Source organism: Paenibacillus rhizovicinus (assembly GCF_010365285.1).
GTDB classification, from domain to species: domain Bacteria; phylum Bacillota; class Bacilli; order Paenibacillales; family Paenibacillaceae; genus Paenibacillus_Z; species Paenibacillus_Z rhizovicinus.
Genome location: NZ_CP048286.1, coordinates 1782255 through 1803124, shown reverse-complemented (window position 1 = coordinate 1803124; position 20870 = coordinate 1782255). Strand labels below are relative to the sequence as shown.

Sequence of the window (20870 nt, the reverse complement as noted above, 5' to 3'; positions counted from 1 at the left end):
GGGTGAATGAGTTTATCCACACAGCGGAATGATCGAGACATAGCACTTGAGAGAAGCTACACTGTGGCTGTTCCATCCATCGAACAGTTGGCTCTAGAACAACGAAGAAATGTAAGGCTCTACTTAATGTTAAAGCGGGCAACAGATATTATTGGCGCTGCGATTGGTCTAATTTGTTTACTGCCGTTATTCGTAATTGTAGCCATTGTGATAAAGGTTGAGGACCCTCACGGTCCAATTTTCTTCTATCAAACTCGAATTGGTAGAAACGAGAGGCCATTTAGAATGTTTAAATTTCGTTCGATGGTTTCCAACGCGGAAGAACTGCTTGCCGGGCTGTTGAATCGAAACGAAATAAATGGGGCTATGTTTAAGATGAAGAATGATCCCCGTATAACCAGAGTGGGCAAGTTTATACGTAAAACAAGCATTGACGAGCTACCGCAATTGTGGAACGTGATTCGCGGCGATATGTCGCTCGTTGGTCCAAGGCCACCACTTCCTCGCGAAGTCAATGAATACACGAGTTATGACAAATTACGTTTGAAAGCAACGCCGGGATGTACGGGGCTGTGGCAAGTAAGCGGTAGGAACGAGCTAAGCTTTAGCGAGATGGTCGAGCTCGATTTACAATACATAAACGAACGAAGCCTGATGTTCGATCTTAGGATTTTGCTGAAGACCGTCAAAGTACTGCTTGGATCAAAGGATGCATTCTAATATGAACGAATATAGAGGGTGTAAACATGGATAAAAGTTCTCGAATTTATATTGCGGGACATCGTGGTTTGGTAGGCTCGGCCATTCATCGATCATTGGAGAAGAACGGGTACTGGAATTTAATTTACCGTACGAGTTCGGAGTTGGATCTGCGGGAGAGGGAAGAGGTTCAACAATTCTTTAACGAACAGCAGATCGACTATGTCTTTCTGGCTGCTGCCAAAGTAGGCGGCATTGCGGCTAATAATGATTATCCGGCCGATTTCATTCGCGATAATCTGTTGATCCAGACGAATGTCATCGATGCAGCCTATCATGCCGGCGTGGAGAAGCTCATGTTTCTCGGCTCGACTTGTATTTACCCTAAGTTCGCGCCGCAGCCATTGAAAGAAGAATACTTGTTAACGGGCGAGTTGGAGCCAACCAATCAGCCCTATGCCATTGCCAAGATCGCTGGAATTACGATGTGTCAATCCTATAACCGCCAATATGGAACGAAGTTCATTTCCGTTATGCCTACGAATATGTACGGGCCTAACGATAATTATGATTTGAAATCGTCGCATGTGCTGCCGGCGCTCATTCGTAAATTCCATGAGGCGAAGGAAAAGAATGAGCCGTCAGTGGAAGTTTGGGGCTCGGGAACGCCAAGACGTGAGTTTCTCCATGCGGATGATTTGGCCGAGGCCTGCTTGTTCTTGATGGAGCATTACGAAGACAACGATATCGTAAATGTCGGTGTTGGCGAAGATATCGTAATCCACGAGCTGGCGGAGCTAATTAAGCGCATTGTCGGTTATGAAGGCGAGGTTCGCTTTAATGCCAGCATTCCAGACGGAACGCCAAGGAAGCTGGTCGATGTAGCGAAGATTAACGGCCTGGGCTGGAAGGCAGCTATCTCATTGGAAGAAGGGCTGCAGTCGGCTTACTTGGATTTTCAGAACAATACATTCATTAAAAAATAATCGTCAATAGTGGAGGGGCATATATGCAAAAGCGCGCACTAGTTACTGGGGTTACTGGACAAGATGGATCGTACTTGGCTGAATTCCTGCTTGAGAAAGGTTATAAAGTATACGGCTTGAGAAGACGAACAAGCACGCCTAACTACGAGAATGTCGAACATATTAAAGACCGGATTCATTGGCTGTCCGGCGACTTAACGGACCTTGCCTCGCTGATCGAAGCCGTCAAAACTTCCGATCCGGATGAAGTATACAATTTAGCGGCCCAATCCTTCGTGGCTGCTTCGTGGCCACAACCGCTGCTTACGGGTCAAATCACTGCCTTGTCGGTAACCAATATGCTGGAGGCCGTCCGGATTATGAAGCCTACAGCACGGTTCTATCAAGCATCCAGCAGCGAAATGTTCGGAAAAGTCGTAGAAACCCCGCAAAAGGAAACGACCCCCTTCTATCCTCGCAGTCCATACGGAGTGGCTAAAGTATATGGGCATTGGATCACGGTCAATTACCGTGAAAGCTTCAATATGTTCGCCTGTTCCGGCATTCTCTTCAATCATGAATCGCCAAGGAGAGGTCTGGAATTTGTGACACGCAAAGTAACTGATGCCGTGGCTAGAATTAAGCTCGGTATTCAATCTGAATTGCGAATGGGCAACATGGATTCGCTTCGGGATTGGGGCTTTGCGGGGGATTATATTAAAGCGATGTGGCTGATGCTTCAGCAGGAAGAGGCAGATGATTATGTAATCTCAACCGGTGAGATGCATACGGTGCGGGAACTGCTTGAAGTGGCTTTCAGCTATGTGGGCTTGAATTATGAGGATTACGTGGTCATCGATCCGGAGTTCGTTCGTCCGGCTGAAGTCGATCTGTTACTAGGCGATTGCACGAAAGCGAAAGAAAAGCTTGGTTGGACATTGGATGTTGGCTTTGAACAACTGATTAAAATGATGGTGGATGAAGATATGAAGCGAGTAAAAGCAGAAGATAGATACAATCAGCTAATGTTATCGCACTAATATGAATTGTTTAAAGGCAGTGAATTTATCTTGAGATAATTTATGAGTATGGGAGAATACACGAATGGCAAGTGTATTAAGTGAAATTACAGATCCGCTTATTAAAGATGTTATTCGAACAGTTGATAAATCGAAGATCCCTACATGTGATATCTTGGGAGTAAATATAGCTGCAATTAATATGGATTGGTTGGTTAATTATTTAAACGAAAATATTAAGAGCTTGGACGGCGATTACATTTGTGTGTCCAATGTCCACACCACAGTGACCAGCTATGACGAGCCTTCCTATCTTGCAGTTCAAAATGGAGGAATTATGGCGATTCCTGATGGTGGCCCTCTGTCTACATTGGGAAGAATACGTGGCCATGATAATATGGCACGAACGACTGGCCCAAGTCTCATGGGGGAGATATTCAAGATATCTGCTGAGAAAGGCTATCGCCATTACTTCTACGGCTCTACAAAAGAAACATTGGAGAAACTCTTTCAAAAGTTAAAACAAAACTACCCATACCTAGAGATTGCCGGTATGTACAGCCCTCCTTTTCACTCTTTAACAGCTGAAGAAGATGCAGCGATTATTGAGGAGATTAATGTTACGAGATCTGATTTTATCTGGGTAGGGCTTGGTGCACCAAAACAGGAGAATTGGATGGCAGCACATCAGTCAAAAGTTAAAGGCCTTATGGTCGGGGTGGGAGCGGGTTTCGATTATTATGCTGGTAACATCAAGCGTGCACCAGAATGGATGCAGAGGAGCAATCTTGAGTGGGTGTATCGTTTGCTGCAAGATCCCGAACGGCTATTTATGAGATATATCAAAACAAACACGAAGTTTTTATGGCTTGTTGCGAGAGGGAAATAGTATGAACAATGATACGGTAATATTTTATGCGCCAGTAGGGACAGATTTGCCTCCACATCTCCTAGGTGGCGGAGAAATAGGTTGTCGAAGAACTAGGGAAATATTAATGGACGGTGGATATAAAGTCATAACCATTGATAAACCTAATATGGGAGGTGGATTAATTAAGTATGTAAAATCTGCATTCAATGGATACCGGCTTATCTTGAAAAACTTGCTAAATAACAAAAAGGCTATCCTCTATATTGTTGGATTTTATGAAAAAAATATACTTCTTGAATGGATTATTTTACTTACTGGTAAGATGCTGAAATATAAAATTATATATGAAGCTAGAAATGGAAGAATGGTGAAAGCCTATCAAGAGTATGGAAAAATTTACAAAATGCTAATGGACTTTATCCTTAAAAAGGCAGATATCGTTTTTTGCCAAGGGATTGAGTACATGGAATTTATAAAACAAAAATATAGAAAACACTCAGTGTATACTCCAAATTATGTGTTGAATAAAAACTTGAGAAAATATAATGCAAATCGCCCATTGGAAATTATTCAACTTATCTATTTCGGGAGAGTAACGGAGTCAAAGAATGTATCAGTATTAATAGACACATGCGGACAACTTTTGAATAGGGGCTATAGAGTTGAAGCTACAATTATTGGTGCATATTCAGAAGAATATAAAGAGATTCTTGTTCAACGTATAGTGGAATTGGGTATTCCAGACATTACTATTAGAATTCTGGGTCAGCTGCCTTTCGATCAAATTAGTACAGAATTGCAGAAGGCACATTTTTTTATTTTTCCGTCACAAGAGAAAAAAGAAGGGCATTCAAACTCTCTAACAGAAGCTATGACCTTCGGTGTAGTACCTGTGGTTAGTGCTGTTGGATTTAACAGCAGTATTGTTGCAATGCCTGAACTAGTAGTAAACGAGATAGATGCAGAAAAATACGTAAATATTATTGATAAGATTATACAGGACGACTCATGGAGTCGATATTCACTATCTTCCTATAATCGAGCGAAAGAAAATTATACTGAAGATAGCGTTAAAGAATCTATTTTAACAGCGATCGGCAAAATAAGCTGCTAAAACTACAAAGGGGGAACTATGAGAGTTTTACACTTATTAGCTTCAGGTGATATTGGCGGAATAGAGGTATTGTGCAAGGATATAGGCTTAACTTCTAAACACGAAAATATATTTTGTTTTCTGTGGCGAGGCGGTCAAATTGAAGAAGAAATGAAAATGTGTGGATTAAACACAATAGTAATAAATCTTGAAAAAAAGTTCTCATTAGCGCCTCTAAAAATGATTAACAAAGCTATACACGAGTATAGTGTGGAAGCAATAATTTTCCACCATTCTTCTCCGTTATTATGGATTTACCTACCCATTCTAAAAAAGCAGAATAGAAATATTAAAGTTCTGCTATACTCCCATAACCATTTCGACAATCTTGTCCTTAAAGGGAACAGGAAGTACTGGATGTATAGATTACTCTTTAAAAGAGCTTATAAAAATGCAGATCAAATTGTAGCTATTTCCGAATGCGTTAAGAAAAGTATTAAGGAAGGTCTAAAATATTCAGATAACAAAATTGTGGTCATTCATAATGGCATTAATAATGCTAGATTTGAATGTGTCCGGGAAGAAAAAAAGCAGAATTGCGAAATAGTGTATGTTGGAAGGATTATAAAGGAAAAAGGTCTCCATGTATTAATTAATGCAATTGTATATTTAAAAGGTCTTTCTAACTTTCACGTTTCTATCGTTGGAAGTGGGCCGTACATGGATGAGATAGCTGAATTAGTGAGGAGCCACGAGCTTGAGGGAGTTGTAAGTATAGCAGGTCCAACACGTAACGTCTCAGAGGTATTCAGAAATTCAGACATTTTTGTTCATCCAGCAATATGGGAAGAAGGATTCGGAATTACTATTGTAGAAGCGCTCTCGTCAGGATTAGTTTGTGTAGTATCGAATAAAGGGGCTACAAAGGAAATTATTGATAATGAAGAAAACGGGTATATTTTCAAAAGTGGAGACTCGCAACAATTGTCTGAGATACTTGAATATCTAATAATAAACAAAGATAGTAAGGAAATGGAGATAATCCGCCAGAATGCAATAACCAAAGCAGAGACATTCTCACTAGACAAAATGGTCGGAAAATTGGATCAATTATTATCTTATTAAATTGATTAGCTTTTATTGGAGGTAAAGATGAAAGTTATTCACATCGAGTCCGGTTTAGGAAATCAGATGCTTAGTTATTGTGAATATTTAGCGATTAAAAAAGCGAATCCTGAAGAAGATTGTTACATAGAAAATCTTATTTACAGTATATCGCAATGTAATGAAGTTATATGTCAGTGGAATGGTTATGAATTGGAGAAGATATTTGGTATCAAACCGAGAAATATAAAAGAAATATGCACCGAAGAACAGTGGGATGAAATAATAAAAAGCGTGACTGAGAGTGAATTTTGGAAGAAAAATTGGAATTACCCAGTCTGGATTACTAAAGCATTTCAACAATCAGCAATTGATTTGGTGAATATAAGAGGGGATTTTGAGGATCCTAGTTCTCCAAAAATGTTTGAAGGAGAAAGAAATATTAAGTCTATGCTGCGGGACACATACCTCGGGAATTTATTAGAAAGATTTATTTATAAATCTCGAAGCCAACAATATATTAATAAGAAAAATGAAGTGAATCGGTTGTTTATTAAAAGCTCGGAAAACTTATTTACAGGTCAACGATTGGCTTTCAAGTATCGAGGAAATCGAATTGAGGAGATTGATCAGGAGATTAGGAGTACTTTTGTATTCCCAGCACTTGAAGATGAAAAAAATTTGGAAATGGAACGTATTATTAATAACTGTAATGCAGTAGCGATTCATGCAAGACGTGGGGATATGTTAGGATATAATGCTCCATTATACAAGTTTGGCTATTTTAAAAGAGCCGTTCGATACATTAAAGCAAAAGTTGATGATCCGGTGTTTATTTTCTTTTGCGACCCTGGAAGTGTTGAATGGTGTAGAGAAAACGAAAGAGTTTTTGGATTGAATTTCTCAAAAGACAAAGTCCTTTTTACTGATTGGAATAAAGGAGAAGAAAGTTTTCGGGATATGCAGCTTATGTCTTTCTGTAAACATGCGATTATTACCAATAGTTCATTTGGTTGGTGGGGAGCCTTTTTAAATGATAATCCAAATAAAATAACATGTTCGCCTAATATTACAATAAATACAACACATCATTTTTAGGGAGATAATGTTATGAAGATAAGAGTAAATAAGTTAGCGCTATGGGGGCTATTTGCCTCAATTATTGCAAGCGAAAACTTCTTTTATTTGTTTAAAGGAGGTGAAGATGCGAGAGTAATAGGGGCATTATCGTTAAAGGATATATTTGTTTTTATGGGATTATTTTGGATAGGAATGATTATGTTTTTATTAAGAGAACAGCCAAGCCCTAAATATCATTTTAAATGGATCATTTTATTTACTCTTATTTTAATGATAACAAGCAGTATACAAAGTCATGTGCTGTATGGACAAAGCATAACTATGGGAATTAGGCCACAGAGATTCTGGATTGTGTGGGCCTTGATGTATTTCCCAATAACGAAGGCACTTTATCTAAAGGAAATAACATATGAAAAAATAGAGAAAATTATATTTATTATTGGAACATTAGAATTAGTCATTTATATCAGCCAATATTTTTTGCAAAACCAAGTGCAATTCCTTAATGTAATGTCCAATAATGTATATTCTACCACACGATTTTATGTAAGTAATATATTTTTGAATCTCCTATTGTTTATTAATTTAAATCGTTTATTTAATAAGGAAAAAATAATTAAAAGTACATTATATATAGTTGCAGTATTGTTTGTCATTATTATTGTAGGGAAAATGCGAATGACATTTATTGCTGTGGCAAGCGCAATATTGATTGGATTTATTTTTTGGAAAAAAGGAGGGATACTTAAGTTTTTGACTTTTTTAGTTTTAGTTGCAGTTGCTATTTATTTAACGAACCTTGAAGAAGTCCAGGCGATTATCTTATCCTTTCAGGGCAAATCTACCGTTGATACTTTAAGCATAAGAGAAATCGGTCGTGATTTTTATATTAGTATATTGAAACAGCATCCAATATTGGGGGGCGGATATATTAATACCCAATGGTATCCTGCTGCAATTGCATCAAATTATTTGCGCGGGATATATTGGGTGGATAATGGAATATTTGGATTTGCATATTTTTATGGACTTCTAGGAATAGTTTGGGTACTCGTATTGTTCAGAAAATTGTTTGTTATGGGATCGAAGGTTAAACGGGCTTTAAATTCTTATGTCTTTTTTATTATGCCTATGTATTGGGTAATTGCGATGGTTGATGAATTACACTGGTACTATAATTCTTTTTTAGTTATGACTTTATTAATATGTATGTTAGAAGAGAAGTTCAGGAAAATCGATGTGGGTCACGGAGGTAATTTTGAAAGCAATAAAAAACTATCTTTATAATTTGATTTATCAAATATTGACGATACTACTGCCGATTGTAACAATACCTTATGTATCAAGAACATTAGGTCCAGATGGTTTGGGAAGCTTCGCCTTATCAAATACTTACGCACAGTATTTCGTTCTTTTTGGAATGATAGGTCTTTCTATATATTCGAGTAGAGAAATTGCCTATGTAAGAGACGATGAAAGTAAGTTGAGCAAAGCTTTTTGGGAAATCAACTTTATTAGGGTAATCACTGTAGGGATAGCATTTATTCTTTATATGGTTTTATTCGGTCTCATTTTGAATTCAAGTAATAAAATAGTTTATATTATGCAGTCACTTGTGATTTTAAGCTCATTAGTGGATATTTCATGGTTGTTTATTGGATTAGAGGATTTCAAAAGAGTTATTATGAAAAATATTTTTGTGAAACTTGTTGGTATGGTTTTAATTTTTTGTTTTGTTAAGCATAGTTCTGATGTTTGGCTCTATGCATTAATATTAGGAATTACCCAACTAGTTGGGCAAGCAATAATGTGGTTTGAAATACCTAAATCAATAATATTTATATTCCCGAATACAAGAAACACGGTAAGGCATTTAAAAGAATCAATTAAGATGTTTTTGCCTCAGATAGCAATTAACATTTATACAATGTTGGATAAAGTTATCCTCGGGGCAATTACTAATACGGCCCAAGTAGGATTGTATGATAATTCCCAGAGAATTATAAAATTAATTATTACTATTGTAACCACTGTGGCAACTGTAACGATGCCGAAAATGGCAAATTTTCACAAGAACAAGCAATATGAAGAGTTCCAAAATTATATCTATAAGTCATTTTCATTTGTATCATTTTTAGCTTTTCCTATGACATTCGGTTTAATAGGCGTATGTAAATCTTTTGTCCCATGGTTCTACGGTCCAGGCTTTGAAGGGATCATTCCCATGTTTTATATTGGCTCTTTTTTAATGATTACATTAGGTTGGTCTAGTATTTTAGGTATTCAGGTTTTATTATCAATAAAAAGAGAAAAGCAATTTACAATTGCAGTATCATATGGGGCTGCAATTAATATTATATTGAACTTAATTTTAATAAAAAAATTTGAGGGGGTAGGGACAACAGTCTCGTGTGTTGTTGCCGAATTTACAGGAATGTTTATTATGTTATTCTATTTAAGAGATATAATTAATTTTAGGAAATTATTCAAACCTGTTGGTAAGTATTTCATCTCATCCCTAGTAATGTGTTTTCCGATCTGGGAATTATCATCATACTTTAATTCTACAGCCTTAAATAGTTTTATAATTGTGCTAATCGGTGCAATATTGTATTTAACCATGATGATTATAACAAGAGATGCGATATTGATATATGCTCTTAAATTACTTAAATCAAGAATGAGGAAGAGCCGCGAAGCATATGGGAAGCAAATAGACATGTAATCAAAATTAATTAATTTCTTTCACAATTATATTTAAGTTGGAGGAAAATACATGTTCAAAATTACCGTAGCGGGAACCGGATATGTCGGCTTGGTTGCAGGCGTATGCTTTGCAGAAGTTGGACATCAAGTTACTTGCGTAGATATTGATGACAATAAGGTGGCCTTGATGAAGTCAGGCATCTCCCCGATCTATGAGGCGGGATTGGAAGAACTAATGCAGAAGAACTACGAAGCCGGACGGATTAATTATACGACCGACTATCAATCCGCCTATCGAGAAGCAGATGCGATCTTTATTGGGGTGGGAACGCCGGAGCTGCCGGACGGTTCGGCCAATCTGTCCTACATCGCGACAGTTGCCAGGCAGATTGCAGAGTCGGTGGAGAAGGATTGCTTGGTTGTGGTGAAGTCAACCGTTCCCGTAGGCACCAATGATAAGGTGGAGCAATTCATTCAGGACTTCCTCATCCACGATGTCAAAGTGGAAGTCGCCTCGAATCCGGAGTTTCTGGCGCAAGGCTCTGCCGTGCAGGATACGCTGCACGCGGAACGGATCATCATCGGAACAGAGAGCAAATGGGCTGAAGAGATGCTTATGCAGATCTATCAGCCTTTTCATTTGCCTATAGTATCGGTAAATCGCAGATCAGCCGAGATGATCAAGTATGCCTCCAATGATTTCCTCGCTCTTAAAATCTCCTATATGAATGATATTGCAAATCTCTGCGAGCTTGTAGGGGCCGACATCCAGGATGTTGCGAGAGGCATGAGCTTTGATGACCGGATCGGCAACAAGTTTTTGAATGCCGGCATTGGGTACGGCGGCTCTTGCTTCCCTAAAGATACGAAGGCATTGGCCTATATAGCTAGACAGCATGGGTATGAACTCAAGACGGTCAAGGCGGCTATCGATGTGAATACCGAGCAGAAGACGCTGTTATTCCGTAAAGCCCGCAAACGCTTGATCACCTTCAACGGGCTGAAGGTCGCCGTGCTTGGGCTGACCTTTAAACCTGGCACGGATGATTTGCGAGAAGCGGCTTCGCTAGAGAATATTCCGTTATTGCTGGAGCAAGGCGCGGATATTTATGCATACGATCCGGTAGGGGCAACTAACTTTGCCAAGCTGTATCCGGTTGGAAAGCATGGCGCAGGCCAGCTGAGCTACGTCGATGATATTGAGCAAGCTTTGCAAGGCGCCAATGTTTGCTTTGTATTCACGGAGTGGGGAGAAGTCAAGGAATTGTCTCCTGAAACCTATCAGAAGCTTATGCGTACGCCATTGGTGTTCGACGGGCGCAATATTTATAATGTCGCACTGATGCAGGAAGCAGGCGTGGAGTATCACTCGGTCGGCCGTCAAGCCGGGACGAGATTGGCCATCAAAGGGGGGAATAACAATGAGCTACAATATTCCTGAGACGAGCAAAACTTATCTGGTCACAGGTGCAGCCGGGTTCATTGGATTCCATCTATCCAAGCAGCTCCTCGAACAAGGCTGCAATGTCATTGGCATTGATAATATCAACGATTACTATGACGTCCATCTGAAATACGCGCGCCTGGAAGTACTGAAGCCCTTTACATCGTTTTCCTTCGTGAAAGGCGATATTGCGGACCAGGCGGGTCTGATGGCGTTATTTGAAACCCATAAGCCTAATGTTGTTATCCATCTGGCGGCGCAAGCGGGCGTAAGATATTCGATCGAGAATCCGGATGCATATATCCAGAGCAATATTGTCGGAACGCATAATGTGCTCGAAGCCTGCAGGCATCATCCAGTCGAGCATCTGCTATATGCTTCCTCCAGTTCTGTCTATGGCACCAACGAGAAGGTTCCCTTCGAGGAATCGGACAGAGTCGATCATCCGGTTTCGTTGTATGCCGCCACCAAGAAATCAAATGAATTAATGGCGCATACGTACAGTCATCTGTATCAAATTCCGGCTACCGGCCTGCGGTTCTTTACGGTATACGGCCCGCTGGGTCGTCCCGATATGGCTTATTTTGGATTTACGCAAAGTTATTTTGCCGGCAGGCCGATCAGAATTTTCAACAATGGCAATTTCGAGCAGGACCTCTATCGGGATTTCACCTACATTGATGATATTGTTGAAGGCATTGAGCGGCTTCTTCATCGTCCTCCGGCAGCGGAGGAGAAGGCTCCGCATCGTGTCTATAACATAGGAAACAGCCATCCGGAGAAATTGATGGTTTTCATTGAAACGTTAGAGAGATGCCTGAGCCAATCATTAGGCAGAGAGGTATGCATTGAGAAAATATTCGAACCGATGAAACCGGGCGACGTGCCTGCAACCTACGCTTCCACTTCCTTATTGGAAGAGGCTGTTGGCTTTAAGCCTAAAACTTCGATTGAAGAAGGACTTCAGAGATTTACCGATTGGTATTGCGATTATTATCGATTAAATTAATTCAAAAGATTGGGAGTAGCGACGAAGCTGCTCCCAATCTTTTTTTAATGCTACCAACGTCCATTAAGAGAATGATCGGAGGAATTCGAGTGAAACTCATCTTATTGTCCGGCGGGTCCGGATCCAGATTATGGCCGTTGTCTAACGATGCGCGATCGAAGCAGTTTCTGAAAGTGTTGGAGAACGAGAATCAACAATTCATTTCCATGGTGCAGCAGGTGTGGGGACAGCTGATGCAAAGTAACTTGAGCAAAGACAGCTACATTGCCACCAGTCAGGCACAAGTAGAAATGATGCAAAGCCAGGTAGGTCCTGAGGTAAGGCTCATTATTGAACCGGAACGAAGAGATACGTTCCCTGCCATTGCCCTGGCTGCAGCGTATCTGTATTCCATGGAAGGAATCAGTTTAAACGAAACCATTGCCATTCTGCCTGTTGATCCCTATGTGGAAAATCATTTTTTCGATACTATTAAGAGCCTTGAAGCGATCATACATCATTCCGAAGCGGACTTGGCGCTGATCGGCGTGGAACCGAATTACCCTTCTTCGAAGTATGGATATATCATTCCGGAGACAGGTACGCACGGCAGTAAACAGCCATATAAGCGTGTCAGCTCGTTCCGCGAGAAGCCGTCTGAAGCGCAAGCTGCGGAATTGCTAACAAAGCAGGCGCTCTGGAACTGCGGTGTGTTTGCCTTCAAGCTCGGTTATCTGATTTCCTTGCTGGAACAGCTCAATTTGCCTATACAGTATGAAGAGCTGAATAAGCAATATCAGGTTATGCCGAAGATCAGTTTTGATTACCAGGTTGTTGAACGGGCAGAGAATATTGTCGTTGTTCCTTATTCGGGGTATTGGAAGGATCTTGGGACCTGGAATACGTTGACCGAGGAAATGAGGAACAAACAAATCGGTCAGGGAACGATCAGCGAGGATTGCATCAATACGCATTTAATTAATGAAATCGATGTGCCGGTGTCCATAATTGGGCTGTCGGACGTCGTAGTAGCAGCCAGCCCGGACGGAATTCTCGTTTCAAGCAAGAGCGCGAGCACGCGAATCAAGGACTATATTAAATACAATCAAGCGCCTAAATTCGAGGAGAGAAAATGGGGCTGGGTCAAAATACTCGATGATCAGGTTTACGAGGACAATCGCTGCGTTACGACCAAGCGCGTCGGTATCCGGGCAGAAGAAAACCTAAGCTATCGCATGCATACATACAGGGATGAAGTATGGACGATTGTGAAGGGCGAAGGCGAGTTTATTCAGAACGGTAATTATATGAAAGTGAAGGCTGGCAATATCCTTCATATTCCAACGAAAACGCTGCATACGCTAAGAGCCAATTCAGACATTGAAATGATTGTTGTTCAAAGTGGTATTCGTTCCGAGGAGAACAGTCTTGTTGAGCTCTATCATACCTGGAGAGAGATTTCCGAGATCTGTACGAAGGCACTGTGAGCCAAGGAGGCTTCAAAAGAAATCGATAGCTGCCGCATAAGGAGTCATTAATATGAAGAAGCCATGGAAGCGTATCTTGATATGGGTAAGTGCAGGGCTTGGTATGATATTAATCGTTGCTGGAGGATTAGTATATTTCTTATATCATTCGGCCGAACAAACGGCCGATAAAATGTATGAAGATATTAAGACCAAGCCCGTATATGTGAGCAAAGATACGGAAGTGAAGAAGCCGTCGGCGACGCCAATCAAGATGAAGAATCTAGATCCGTTCACGGTGCTTGTGCTAGGCGTCGATCAGCGTCAGAACGACCGCGGACGTTCCGACACGATGATCGTACTGACGGTTAATCCCGCCTTGCATTCGATCCTCATGTTTAACATTCCGCGCGATACGAGAACCGATATCATCGGCCATGGTACAGTGGACAAAATCAATCATGCGTATGCGTTCGGCGGCGTTGAGATGTCCATTCAAACGGTAGAGAACTTCCTCGACTACCCGATTGATTACTATGCGAAAGTGAATATGGAAGGCTTCGCGCGAATCGTCGACTTGCTTGGCGGCGTTGAGGTTGATAATCCGTTTGCATTCGATTACGAAGGCCGTACATTTGCGGAAGGGCATCTCGTCTTGAATGGAACCGACGCGTTGAAATACTCGCGCATGCGCTATGACGACCCAAGAGGCGACTTCGGCCGCAATACGAGGCAGCGCGACATTCTTCAAGAAGTGATGAATCATGCGCTCAATGTGTCGAATCTGACGCATCTGAATTCACTGCTTGGCCAGTTGGGAGACAGCGTGAAGACGAATATTACGTTTGATGAAATGAAGGAATTTCTCACCGATTATCGCCCGCAAATTAAAACGATGGAGACGGTCGAGATAAAGGGGCAAGGGAAAATCATTAATAAAATCTGGTATTACCTGGTTGACGATAAAGAGCGAAACCGAATTCACAATATGATTAAATCCCATCTTCAGGGAGGTTCTACGGTTTCCGGGAAGTGAGTGGTTATAAGTGAGACAGTATGTAATGATTATTGCCTTGGTTGTTTGGATTGCGTTCATTTTCATGCTTTCCTCCCAGCCGTATAAGGATCAGGATATCCAACCGGAGCTGCATCGAACGGTAACGGCCCAGACGGCAGAGAAGATCCTACCGAACGTCAATTTCATTTACCATCATACGCATTATTCCTCGCAGCGAGATCCGTTTCAATTGCTTGAATTTCTATTTCGCAAAAGCGCTCATTTGTTTATCTATGCCGTTCTTGTTGTCATAGGCTTCAAGACTGCCGGTAAAAAAATGCGTCAAAGCGGGACAGTCGCGTTATCTATGCTGTTCATCACGATCGTCGCTTCGCTTGACGAGCTTAACCAGCGGCGAATACCAGGTCGGACTTCAAACCCGCAGGATATTATCGTGGATTTCATCGGCGGTTGTATCGGCATCGGGATCTATCTCACGGTCACATACGGCTATCAGAGGTATAAAACAAGCACGCCATCCATAAAGTGAACTATCTTTATGCAATGGGGGCTTGGGAATGTTTCATAGAAGAGGGAAGAAGAATGGACGCGGCTTGAAACTGGTTGTAGGCATCGTTTGTGTGCTGCTGCTCTGGATAACGTGGCGCGGTGCATCGAGCCTGTGGACGTCGGACAATAAAGATCAGGCTTCGGAGGTCGTGGAGCAATTCTATACGTTCGAACAGGCAGGAGACTTTGGAAGCGCCTGGGAACTGTTCCATCCGCTCATGAAGGAACGATTCGAGAAGGCGGCGTACATCCAGAAGCGCGCTCATATTATGATGCAAGATTTCGGAGTGACTACTTTTCAATTTAAAGCCGGCTCTCCGGTGAAGCTTCGCAATTGGAAGATGAGCGATACTGCGGTTGCTTTTCCGGAAGCCTATGAGGTAACGGTAACTGAATTGTTCCATAGTCCATATGGGAACTTTAAGCTTGTGCAGTCTTGTTACGCCGTATATGATGCGGGTACATGGAAGATCATGTGGTCCTATCGGGAACAAGAGATGTAGGCGGCATATAATTGTTTAGAAAATGATACAAAACGGAGCAATTGTTGTATAATAGATATCATATCGTATCAATTATACGGCTAAGAGGAGCGCATTCTATGCTTATATCATCCGACCTCGATTTGAGTCCTTTCCCGAATGAACTGCATTTCATTCTATGGCTGCTCCGGGAAGAAGATCATGCAGCTCAGGATGCTCTCATGATAGAGATTCTGCTTGAGGAGCTGGACTGGTACCTGTTTCTCGCCTTGGCGAAGCATCATCGTGTGATCCCGACGATTTATGCCAAGCTGTGCAGACTCGACAGAGGGCTGATCCCGGATGATATTCATAGAAAGTTAAAGGACGACTATCAATTCAATACATTCAAGATGCTTCATTTATGCGGAGAGATGGAACGGGTATGTCGCGCTTTCGAAGATCATGAAGTACGCGCCCTCATGTTGAAGGGGCCTATTCTTGCTGAGGCGCTGTATGGCGACCTCTCTTTGCGAACGTCCAAGGATTTGGATATTCTCGTCGCCTTCGAGCAGCTCGAGCAAGCGGAAGAGGTTCTTCTTTCATTGGGCTATGAGTCGGATATGAAGCCGGTTCTAAACAATATGAAGCGGAAGACGCATCACATCTCCTATTCGCACCCGGATCATCGCGTACAGGTTGAAGTGCATTGGCAGATGCGGCCAAACTCAACAACCGAGCCTTCATTCGATGCATTATGGACGCGTCGGCGAGTATCGGAACGGGCGAGCGGTCCCGTCAACTTCCTTGGCGAAGATGATTTATTGTTTCATTTGGTTATACATGGAGCAAGGCATGGATGGTTTCGCTTGCGTTGGCTAACCGATATCGATCGGATGGTCCGTCAAGGCGTAAATTGGAGCAGCGCTCTGCCCATCATGAACAACTATCGCGCATACGAACTGTGCAGCCAGGCGCTTATTCTTGTCTCGAAGTTATTTCATACGCCGATTACAGGGGACGCAATACCATTCATGTCCGATAAGAGAGGCCGGCGCCTTGCGCAAACGGCGGTCTACATTATTAACAGTATTGCCGACGCAAGCGTTAGCGCTACGAGCGGCGACGTGCATAAGCGCTTCAGGCGGTACATGTTGTCGATCATGACGCCGCGCGAAAGATGGAATTATGCTATCGCGTACCTTTATCCAAGCTCCCAGGATGCTGAAGTGCTGCCATTGCCCGTTAAATGGCATGCGTTATATTTTCCGCTCCGTCCTTTTCTGTGGTTTTGGAGGCGCATTCATTGGAATCAATAAGAATGGAAGATAAGCGGATCTGTTAGCGCTGGTTTCCTCTTGCGAGCGGATAAAGAAATGCTTGACATGATACAAATTGTATCATAAATTGGGGATAAGAAAGAAATGCTCTGAAATGTAGCTATGTGAGAGGTGGGCAGATGGATATGTCTGCAGAACGGTTTCATGTCAAAGACCGCATTGTCCGGTCCAATGAGTTGCTCGCAAGCGATATGAACGGCGAGAAGGTTCTGATGAGCGTGAAGAACGGGAAGTACTACAATCTCGGAACGATCGGCGGCCGGATCTGGGAGCTTATCGAGCGGCCCGCATCAATGGAGCGCATCGTCGAAACGCTGCTTGAGGAGTTCAGTGTCGACGAATCCGCTTGCCTTGCGCAGGTTACGGCATTCATGACTCATCTGCATCGCGAGTCGTTAGTTCAGCGGTTTGATGTGGATTCGGAATAGAATGGCGGGACTTGCGATTCGAAAATCATTGCGGCGATTCTGGTCGTGGGATCAAGAGACGCGTCTGCTGCTTATCGAATCTGTGCTGTATTTAGGCTGGGCGCGTATTTTGAAGTCGCTGCCATTTCGCTGGGTCTCTCCATCGTTAGGCCGGTGGATGGCTGAAACGACATACGGCGAGGATGATGCGGATCTGGCGTGCATTACTCAAATATCCCGTATGCTGCATCTAGCAAGCCGGTATACCTGGTGGGAGAGCGCCTGTATGGTGCGAGCAATCGCGGCCATGAAGATGCTGGAACGACGGAAGATTGGAAGCACGCTGTATCTCGGCGCCGCTAAAGATGAATCCGGCACGATGATTGCGCATGCATGGCTTCGCAGCGGTTCGTTCATGGTCACCGGCGGGGAAGAGAGGGAAGGCTTCGCAGTCGTTGCCATCTTCGGAAAATGGATACAATTCGTATCGCAAATGCCTCGCGAAAGGAGGTGAAGATGATGCAACATCAGACGAAGAAGGAATGGACCACACCGCTGTTGGAAGTGCTGGACGTTAAATTGACTATGGGCGGCGGCGGAGGCGGTGGCAGCCACGGCGGCGGAGGTGGCAGTGGCGGTGGCCACTCCGGCGGCGGAGGTCACCCCGGCGGAGGTCACGGCGGTGGCGACGATCACGGTGGTGGCGACGACCATGGCCACGGCCACGGCCATTCATAGTATTATAGGGTTCTATTAGATCGGCATCACCGAAATGACGCTACATACGTTAAACCCTTATATGAATCTCCATATAAGGGTTTAACGTGAAGTCATTGACACGGATCGAGGGTGGAATCATGGCGTCGAATCAAAACAATTACACCGTATACGGGCTGCGAGTGTTGAGCGATATAGCGTTGCCGGAGCTTACACCATCGCAGAGGCGTGAAGATGAGGCAGACATCTTTATCCGATACGACGATTTGACGGAGGAATGGAACTTGCGCAGCACGGACAGAAGCTGTTATTTGTTCGGGGAGCGGCAGGTGTATCTCCATGTGCCGGACACGGCTGTCTTCCGGATGAGTGAGGGCAGCGAAATGGCCGTGTCTCCGAAGGAAGGAGCGGATCCGACGCAGATTCGATTGTTCTTGCTCGGAACGTGCATGGCGATCATCTTGATGCAGAGGAGATTGCTCCCGCTTCATGGCAGCGGGGTAATTATTGACGGCAGCGTGTACGCGATCGTTGGTGACTCCGGCGCAGGGAAATCTACGCTTGCGGCAGCTTTTCTGGAGAGGGGCTATCAGCTTATCAGCGATGATGTCATCGCTGTTGTGAACACGGACGGGAACCCGGTTGTGCTACCCGCTTATCCACAGCAGAAGCTATGGCCCGAGAGCGTCCAAATGCTTGGCTTGGATGCCAGCGCGTATCAAACGATTTACTCGACCAAGTATGCCGTTCCCGTAACATCTTCCGGTTTCTGCACGGAGCCATTGCCGCTCGCAGGCGTGTTCGAGCTTGAGAAGACGGATTTGGACAAGCTGGAAAAACGGCAAGTGGCGGGACTTGAACGCCTCCATATGCTGCACCGGCATACGTTCCGCAAATCGTTCATCTCGCCGCTGGGCCTGAACGAATGGCATTTCTCGGCAATTGCCGGATTAGCGGGCAAGGTGGACATTTATCGGCTCAGCAGGCCAAAGAACGGAATTACGGTTCATCAGCTGGTAGAGGAGATATTGCAAACCGCAGGCAGCGCCGTCGTCAGCTAGGAGTGGTCAATGATGAATAATCATATTGCGCATATCGCGGTTTATTTCCGCAAGCTTCATAAGTTCGCAGGATTAAAGCTGTATGTCAATATCGTTTGCATGATGGGCGTCAGCATGTTGGAAGGCGCTGGCTTGTTCTTGTTCATCCCAATGCTCGGTCTGATTGGCGTGTTCGATACGGCGTCCGCGGACAATATTCCATTCCTGTCGGCATTGATGTCGCCGCTCGGCGAACTGCCTATCGGGTGGAGGTTGCCTGCCGTCCTGGGAGTGTTCATGCTGTCGGTCTGGACGCAAGCATTCTTGCAGCTGAGGCTGGTTAACCGGAATGAAGCGATAGAAGCGGGCTTCATTCGTCATTTGCAGGTCGAACTCTATCAATCGCTTCTGCAGTCCAGCTGGTCTTTCTTCCTGACGAAGCGCAGGTCGGATTTCGTTCATGTGATGATGCAAGAGCTGTCCCGCGCCAGCAACGGCGTATATTTGTCGATTTCGCTGCTTTCGACCTGCCTGTTCACGCTGGTGCAAATCGGTTTGGCGGCATGGTTGTCATGGCCTTTGACGGCGAGCATTCTCGTGTGCGGCGTCATTATGGCGCTTATTCTTAGACCCTATCATCAGCGAAGCAAGCGAAATGGCGAGCGGCTCTCGGCGCTTATGCGCGAGTTCTACGCAGGCATGACGGAGCATTTCAATGGCATCAAGGAAATTAAGAGCAATCGGATGGAAGAGCGGCATATGGGTTGGTTCAGGGACACAAGCGGGGAATTGGAACAAAATGCGATTATGTATACGAAGCTGCAATCGAGTTCACGATTCTGTTACAAAGCGGCAACGGGACTGCTCATGGCGCTGTTTGTGCTTTGTTCGGTAAAACTACTGCATATTCCGCCCGAGAAGCTGATCGTGATCAGCCTTATATTCACGCGGCTATGGCCGAAGTTTTCCAGCTTGCAATCGAAGTGGCAGCGGCTTGCACAAACGATTCCTGCGTTCAACAGCCTACAGTGCTTGCGGATGGAATACGAGGCAGCAAAGGAACTGGATATCAATGAAGACGTGATGGATGACAATCGCGTGCGAATGGCGCATGGCATCGAATGCCGAAATGTGAGTTACCGCTACGATCGATCCAGAGCGGACTTCGCACTTGAACATATCGATTTATGGATTCCGGCGAACAGCATGACGGCAGTCGTCGGCAAATCCGGCGCCGGCAAGAGTACGCTCATCGACCTGCTGATCGGCCTAATGCAGCCGGAGACGGGCGAGGTGTTTGCGGACGGCGAGCTGCTCGTCGGGGAGAGGGCGGTATCGTTTCGGCGCAATGTCAGCTATGTCGCGCAGGAACCTTTTCTATTCCATGCGAGCATTCGCGACAATATGTTCATTGCCGCACCTGAAGTGACAGAGGCGATGATCTGGGAGGCGCTGAGCTTTGCCGCAGCCGAGGATTTCGTGCGCAAACTGCCGCAGGGGCTTGATACCGTCCTTGGCGATAGAGGCGTACGCTTGTCGGGTGGCGAGCGGCAGCGGATCGTTCTAGCCAGGGCGATTCTTCGAAAACCGTCCATACTCATCCTAGACGAAGCGACTAGCGCGCTCGATGGCGAGAATGAAGCGAAGATTCAGGAAGCATTGATTCGGCTGAAAGGCAGCATGACGATTATCGTGATTGCGCATCGTCTGTCAACGATTCGAGACGCCAATCAAGTGATTGTTCTGGAAGACGGCAGATTGGCACGTTCAGGAGGCTTCCAGCAGCTTGCGAAAGAATCCGACGGCGTCTTCGGGAAACTGCTGAGCTATCAGATGACAAGTAGTGTGTAGAAGTTCGGTAGCGGGCCGATGTACCCGAGAATCGCAGCAGCAGATGTCGGAG

At 44.1% G+C, this 20870-nt stretch carries 21 protein-coding genes; all 21 read left to right on the top strand.

The window, feature by feature from the left end:
- Positions 1–6: 6 nt before the first annotated feature.
- The 21 genes from GZH47_RS08375 to GZH47_RS08275 all read left to right on the top strand — a co-directional run bounded on the left by GZH47_RS08375 (position 7) and on the right by GZH47_RS08275 (position 20818).
- A complete protein-coding gene (locus GZH47_RS08375) occupies positions 7–720 on the top strand; it encodes a sugar transferase (protein ID WP_162639673.1) in 714 nt (237 codons plus the stop codon).
- Between the two features lie 26 nt (positions 721–746).
- Entirely contained in the window at positions 747–1685 is a 939-nt protein-coding gene (locus GZH47_RS08370) for a GDP-L-fucose synthase family protein (protein ID WP_162639672.1), read from the top strand.
- Positions 1686–1708: 23 nt separating this feature from the next.
- On the top strand, positions 1709–2704 hold the full coding sequence (gene gmd, locus GZH47_RS08365) for a GDP-mannose 4,6-dehydratase (protein WP_162639671.1): 996 nt from the start codon (positions 1709–1711) through the stop codon (positions 2702–2704).
- A gap of 64 nt (positions 2705–2768) precedes the next feature.
- On the top strand, positions 2769–3572 hold the full coding sequence (locus GZH47_RS08360) for a WecB/TagA/CpsF family glycosyltransferase (RefSeq protein WP_162639670.1): 804 nt from the start codon (positions 2769–2771) through the stop codon (positions 3570–3572).
- A 1-nt stretch (position 3573) separates the two neighbouring features.
- Positions 3574–4668 (top strand): glycosyltransferase family 4 protein, encoded by a 1095-nt coding sequence (locus tag GZH47_RS08355; RefSeq protein WP_162639669.1) that lies wholly within the window; start codon positions 3574–3576, stop codon positions 4666–4668.
- An 18-nt stretch (positions 4669–4686) separates the two neighbouring features.
- Entirely contained in the window at positions 4687–5772 is a 1086-nt protein-coding gene (locus tag GZH47_RS08350) for a glycosyltransferase family 4 protein (protein ID WP_162639668.1), read from the top strand.
- A 27-nt stretch (positions 5773–5799) separates the two neighbouring features.
- Positions 5800–6849: an alpha-1,2-fucosyltransferase gene (locus tag GZH47_RS08345; protein WP_225446403.1), complete on the top strand. Its 1050-nt coding sequence runs from the start codon at positions 5800–5802 to the stop codon at positions 6847–6849.
- Between the two features lie 12 nt (positions 6850–6861).
- Positions 6862–8118, top strand: a complete 1257-nt coding sequence (locus GZH47_RS08340) for a hypothetical protein (protein WP_162639667.1) — start codon at positions 6862–6864, stop codon at positions 8116–8118.
- Complete coding sequence (locus GZH47_RS08335; protein ID WP_162639666.1) at positions 8090–9556, top strand: oligosaccharide flippase family protein; 1467 nt, start codon at positions 8090–8092, stop codon at positions 9554–9556. The genes GZH47_RS08340 and GZH47_RS08335 overlap by 29 nt, the downstream gene beginning before the upstream one ends.
- 51 nt (positions 9557–9607) lie before the next feature.
- Positions 9608–10978, top strand: coding sequence for a UDP-glucose dehydrogenase family protein (locus tag GZH47_RS08330; protein WP_162639665.1), 1371 nt, complete (start codon positions 9608–9610; stop codon positions 10976–10978).
- Positions 10959–11990, top strand: a complete 1032-nt coding sequence (locus GZH47_RS08325) for an NAD-dependent epimerase (protein ID WP_162639664.1) — start codon at positions 10959–10961, stop codon at positions 11988–11990. Before GZH47_RS08330 ends, GZH47_RS08325 begins: the two co-directional genes overlap by 20 nt.
- Positions 11991–12079: 89 nt before the next feature.
- Positions 12080–13456, top strand: a complete 1377-nt coding sequence (locus GZH47_RS08320) for a sugar phosphate nucleotidyltransferase (RefSeq protein WP_162645134.1) — start codon at positions 12080–12082, stop codon at positions 13454–13456.
- 52 nt (positions 13457–13508) lie between these two features.
- Positions 13509–14471 carry an LCP family glycopolymer transferase gene (locus GZH47_RS08315; RefSeq protein WP_162639663.1) on the top strand — a complete coding sequence of 321 codons (963 nt, stop codon included), beginning with the start codon at positions 13509–13511 and terminating at the stop codon, positions 14469–14471.
- A 10-nt stretch (positions 14472–14481) separates the two neighbouring features.
- Positions 14482–14982 (top strand): VanZ family protein, encoded by a 501-nt coding sequence (locus tag GZH47_RS08310; protein WP_162639662.1) that lies wholly within the window; start codon positions 14482–14484, stop codon positions 14980–14982.
- Positions 14983–15010: 28 nt separating this feature from the next.
- On the top strand, positions 15011–15505 hold the full coding sequence (locus GZH47_RS08305; RefSeq protein WP_192043594.1) for a hypothetical protein: 495 nt from the start codon (positions 15011–15013) through the stop codon (positions 15503–15505).
- A gap of 98 nt (positions 15506–15603) precedes the next feature.
- Positions 15604–16782: a nucleotidyltransferase domain-containing protein gene (locus GZH47_RS08300; RefSeq protein ID WP_162639661.1), complete on the top strand. Its 1179-nt coding sequence runs from the start codon at positions 15604–15606 to the stop codon at positions 16780–16782.
- Positions 16783–16922: 140 nt separating this feature from the next.
- The gene (locus GZH47_RS08295) at positions 16923–17231 is read left to right on the top strand and encodes a lasso peptide biosynthesis PqqD family chaperone (protein ID WP_225446402.1); all 309 of its coding nucleotides are present in this window, start codon (positions 16923–16925) and stop codon (positions 17229–17231) included.
- A gap of 1 nt (position 17232) precedes the next feature.
- A complete protein-coding gene (locus tag GZH47_RS08290) occupies positions 17233–17724 on the top strand; it encodes a lasso peptide biosynthesis B2 protein (protein WP_162639660.1) in 492 nt (163 codons plus the stop codon).
- Between the two features lie 2 nt (positions 17725–17726).
- The gene (locus GZH47_RS08285) at positions 17727–17948 is read left to right on the top strand and encodes a paeninodin family lasso peptide (RefSeq protein WP_225446401.1); all 222 of its coding nucleotides are present in this window, start codon (positions 17727–17729) and stop codon (positions 17946–17948) included.
- A gap of 119 nt (positions 17949–18067) precedes the next feature.
- Positions 18068–18988, top strand: a complete 921-nt coding sequence (locus tag GZH47_RS08280; RefSeq protein WP_162639659.1) for a phosphoenolpyruvate carboxykinase (ATP) — start codon at positions 18068–18070, stop codon at positions 18986–18988.
- A gap of 9 nt (positions 18989–18997) precedes the next feature.
- Entirely contained in the window at positions 18998–20818 is a 1821-nt protein-coding gene (locus tag GZH47_RS08275) for an ABC transporter ATP-binding protein (protein ID WP_225446400.1), read from the top strand.
- Positions 20819–20870 lie beyond the last annotated feature (52 nt).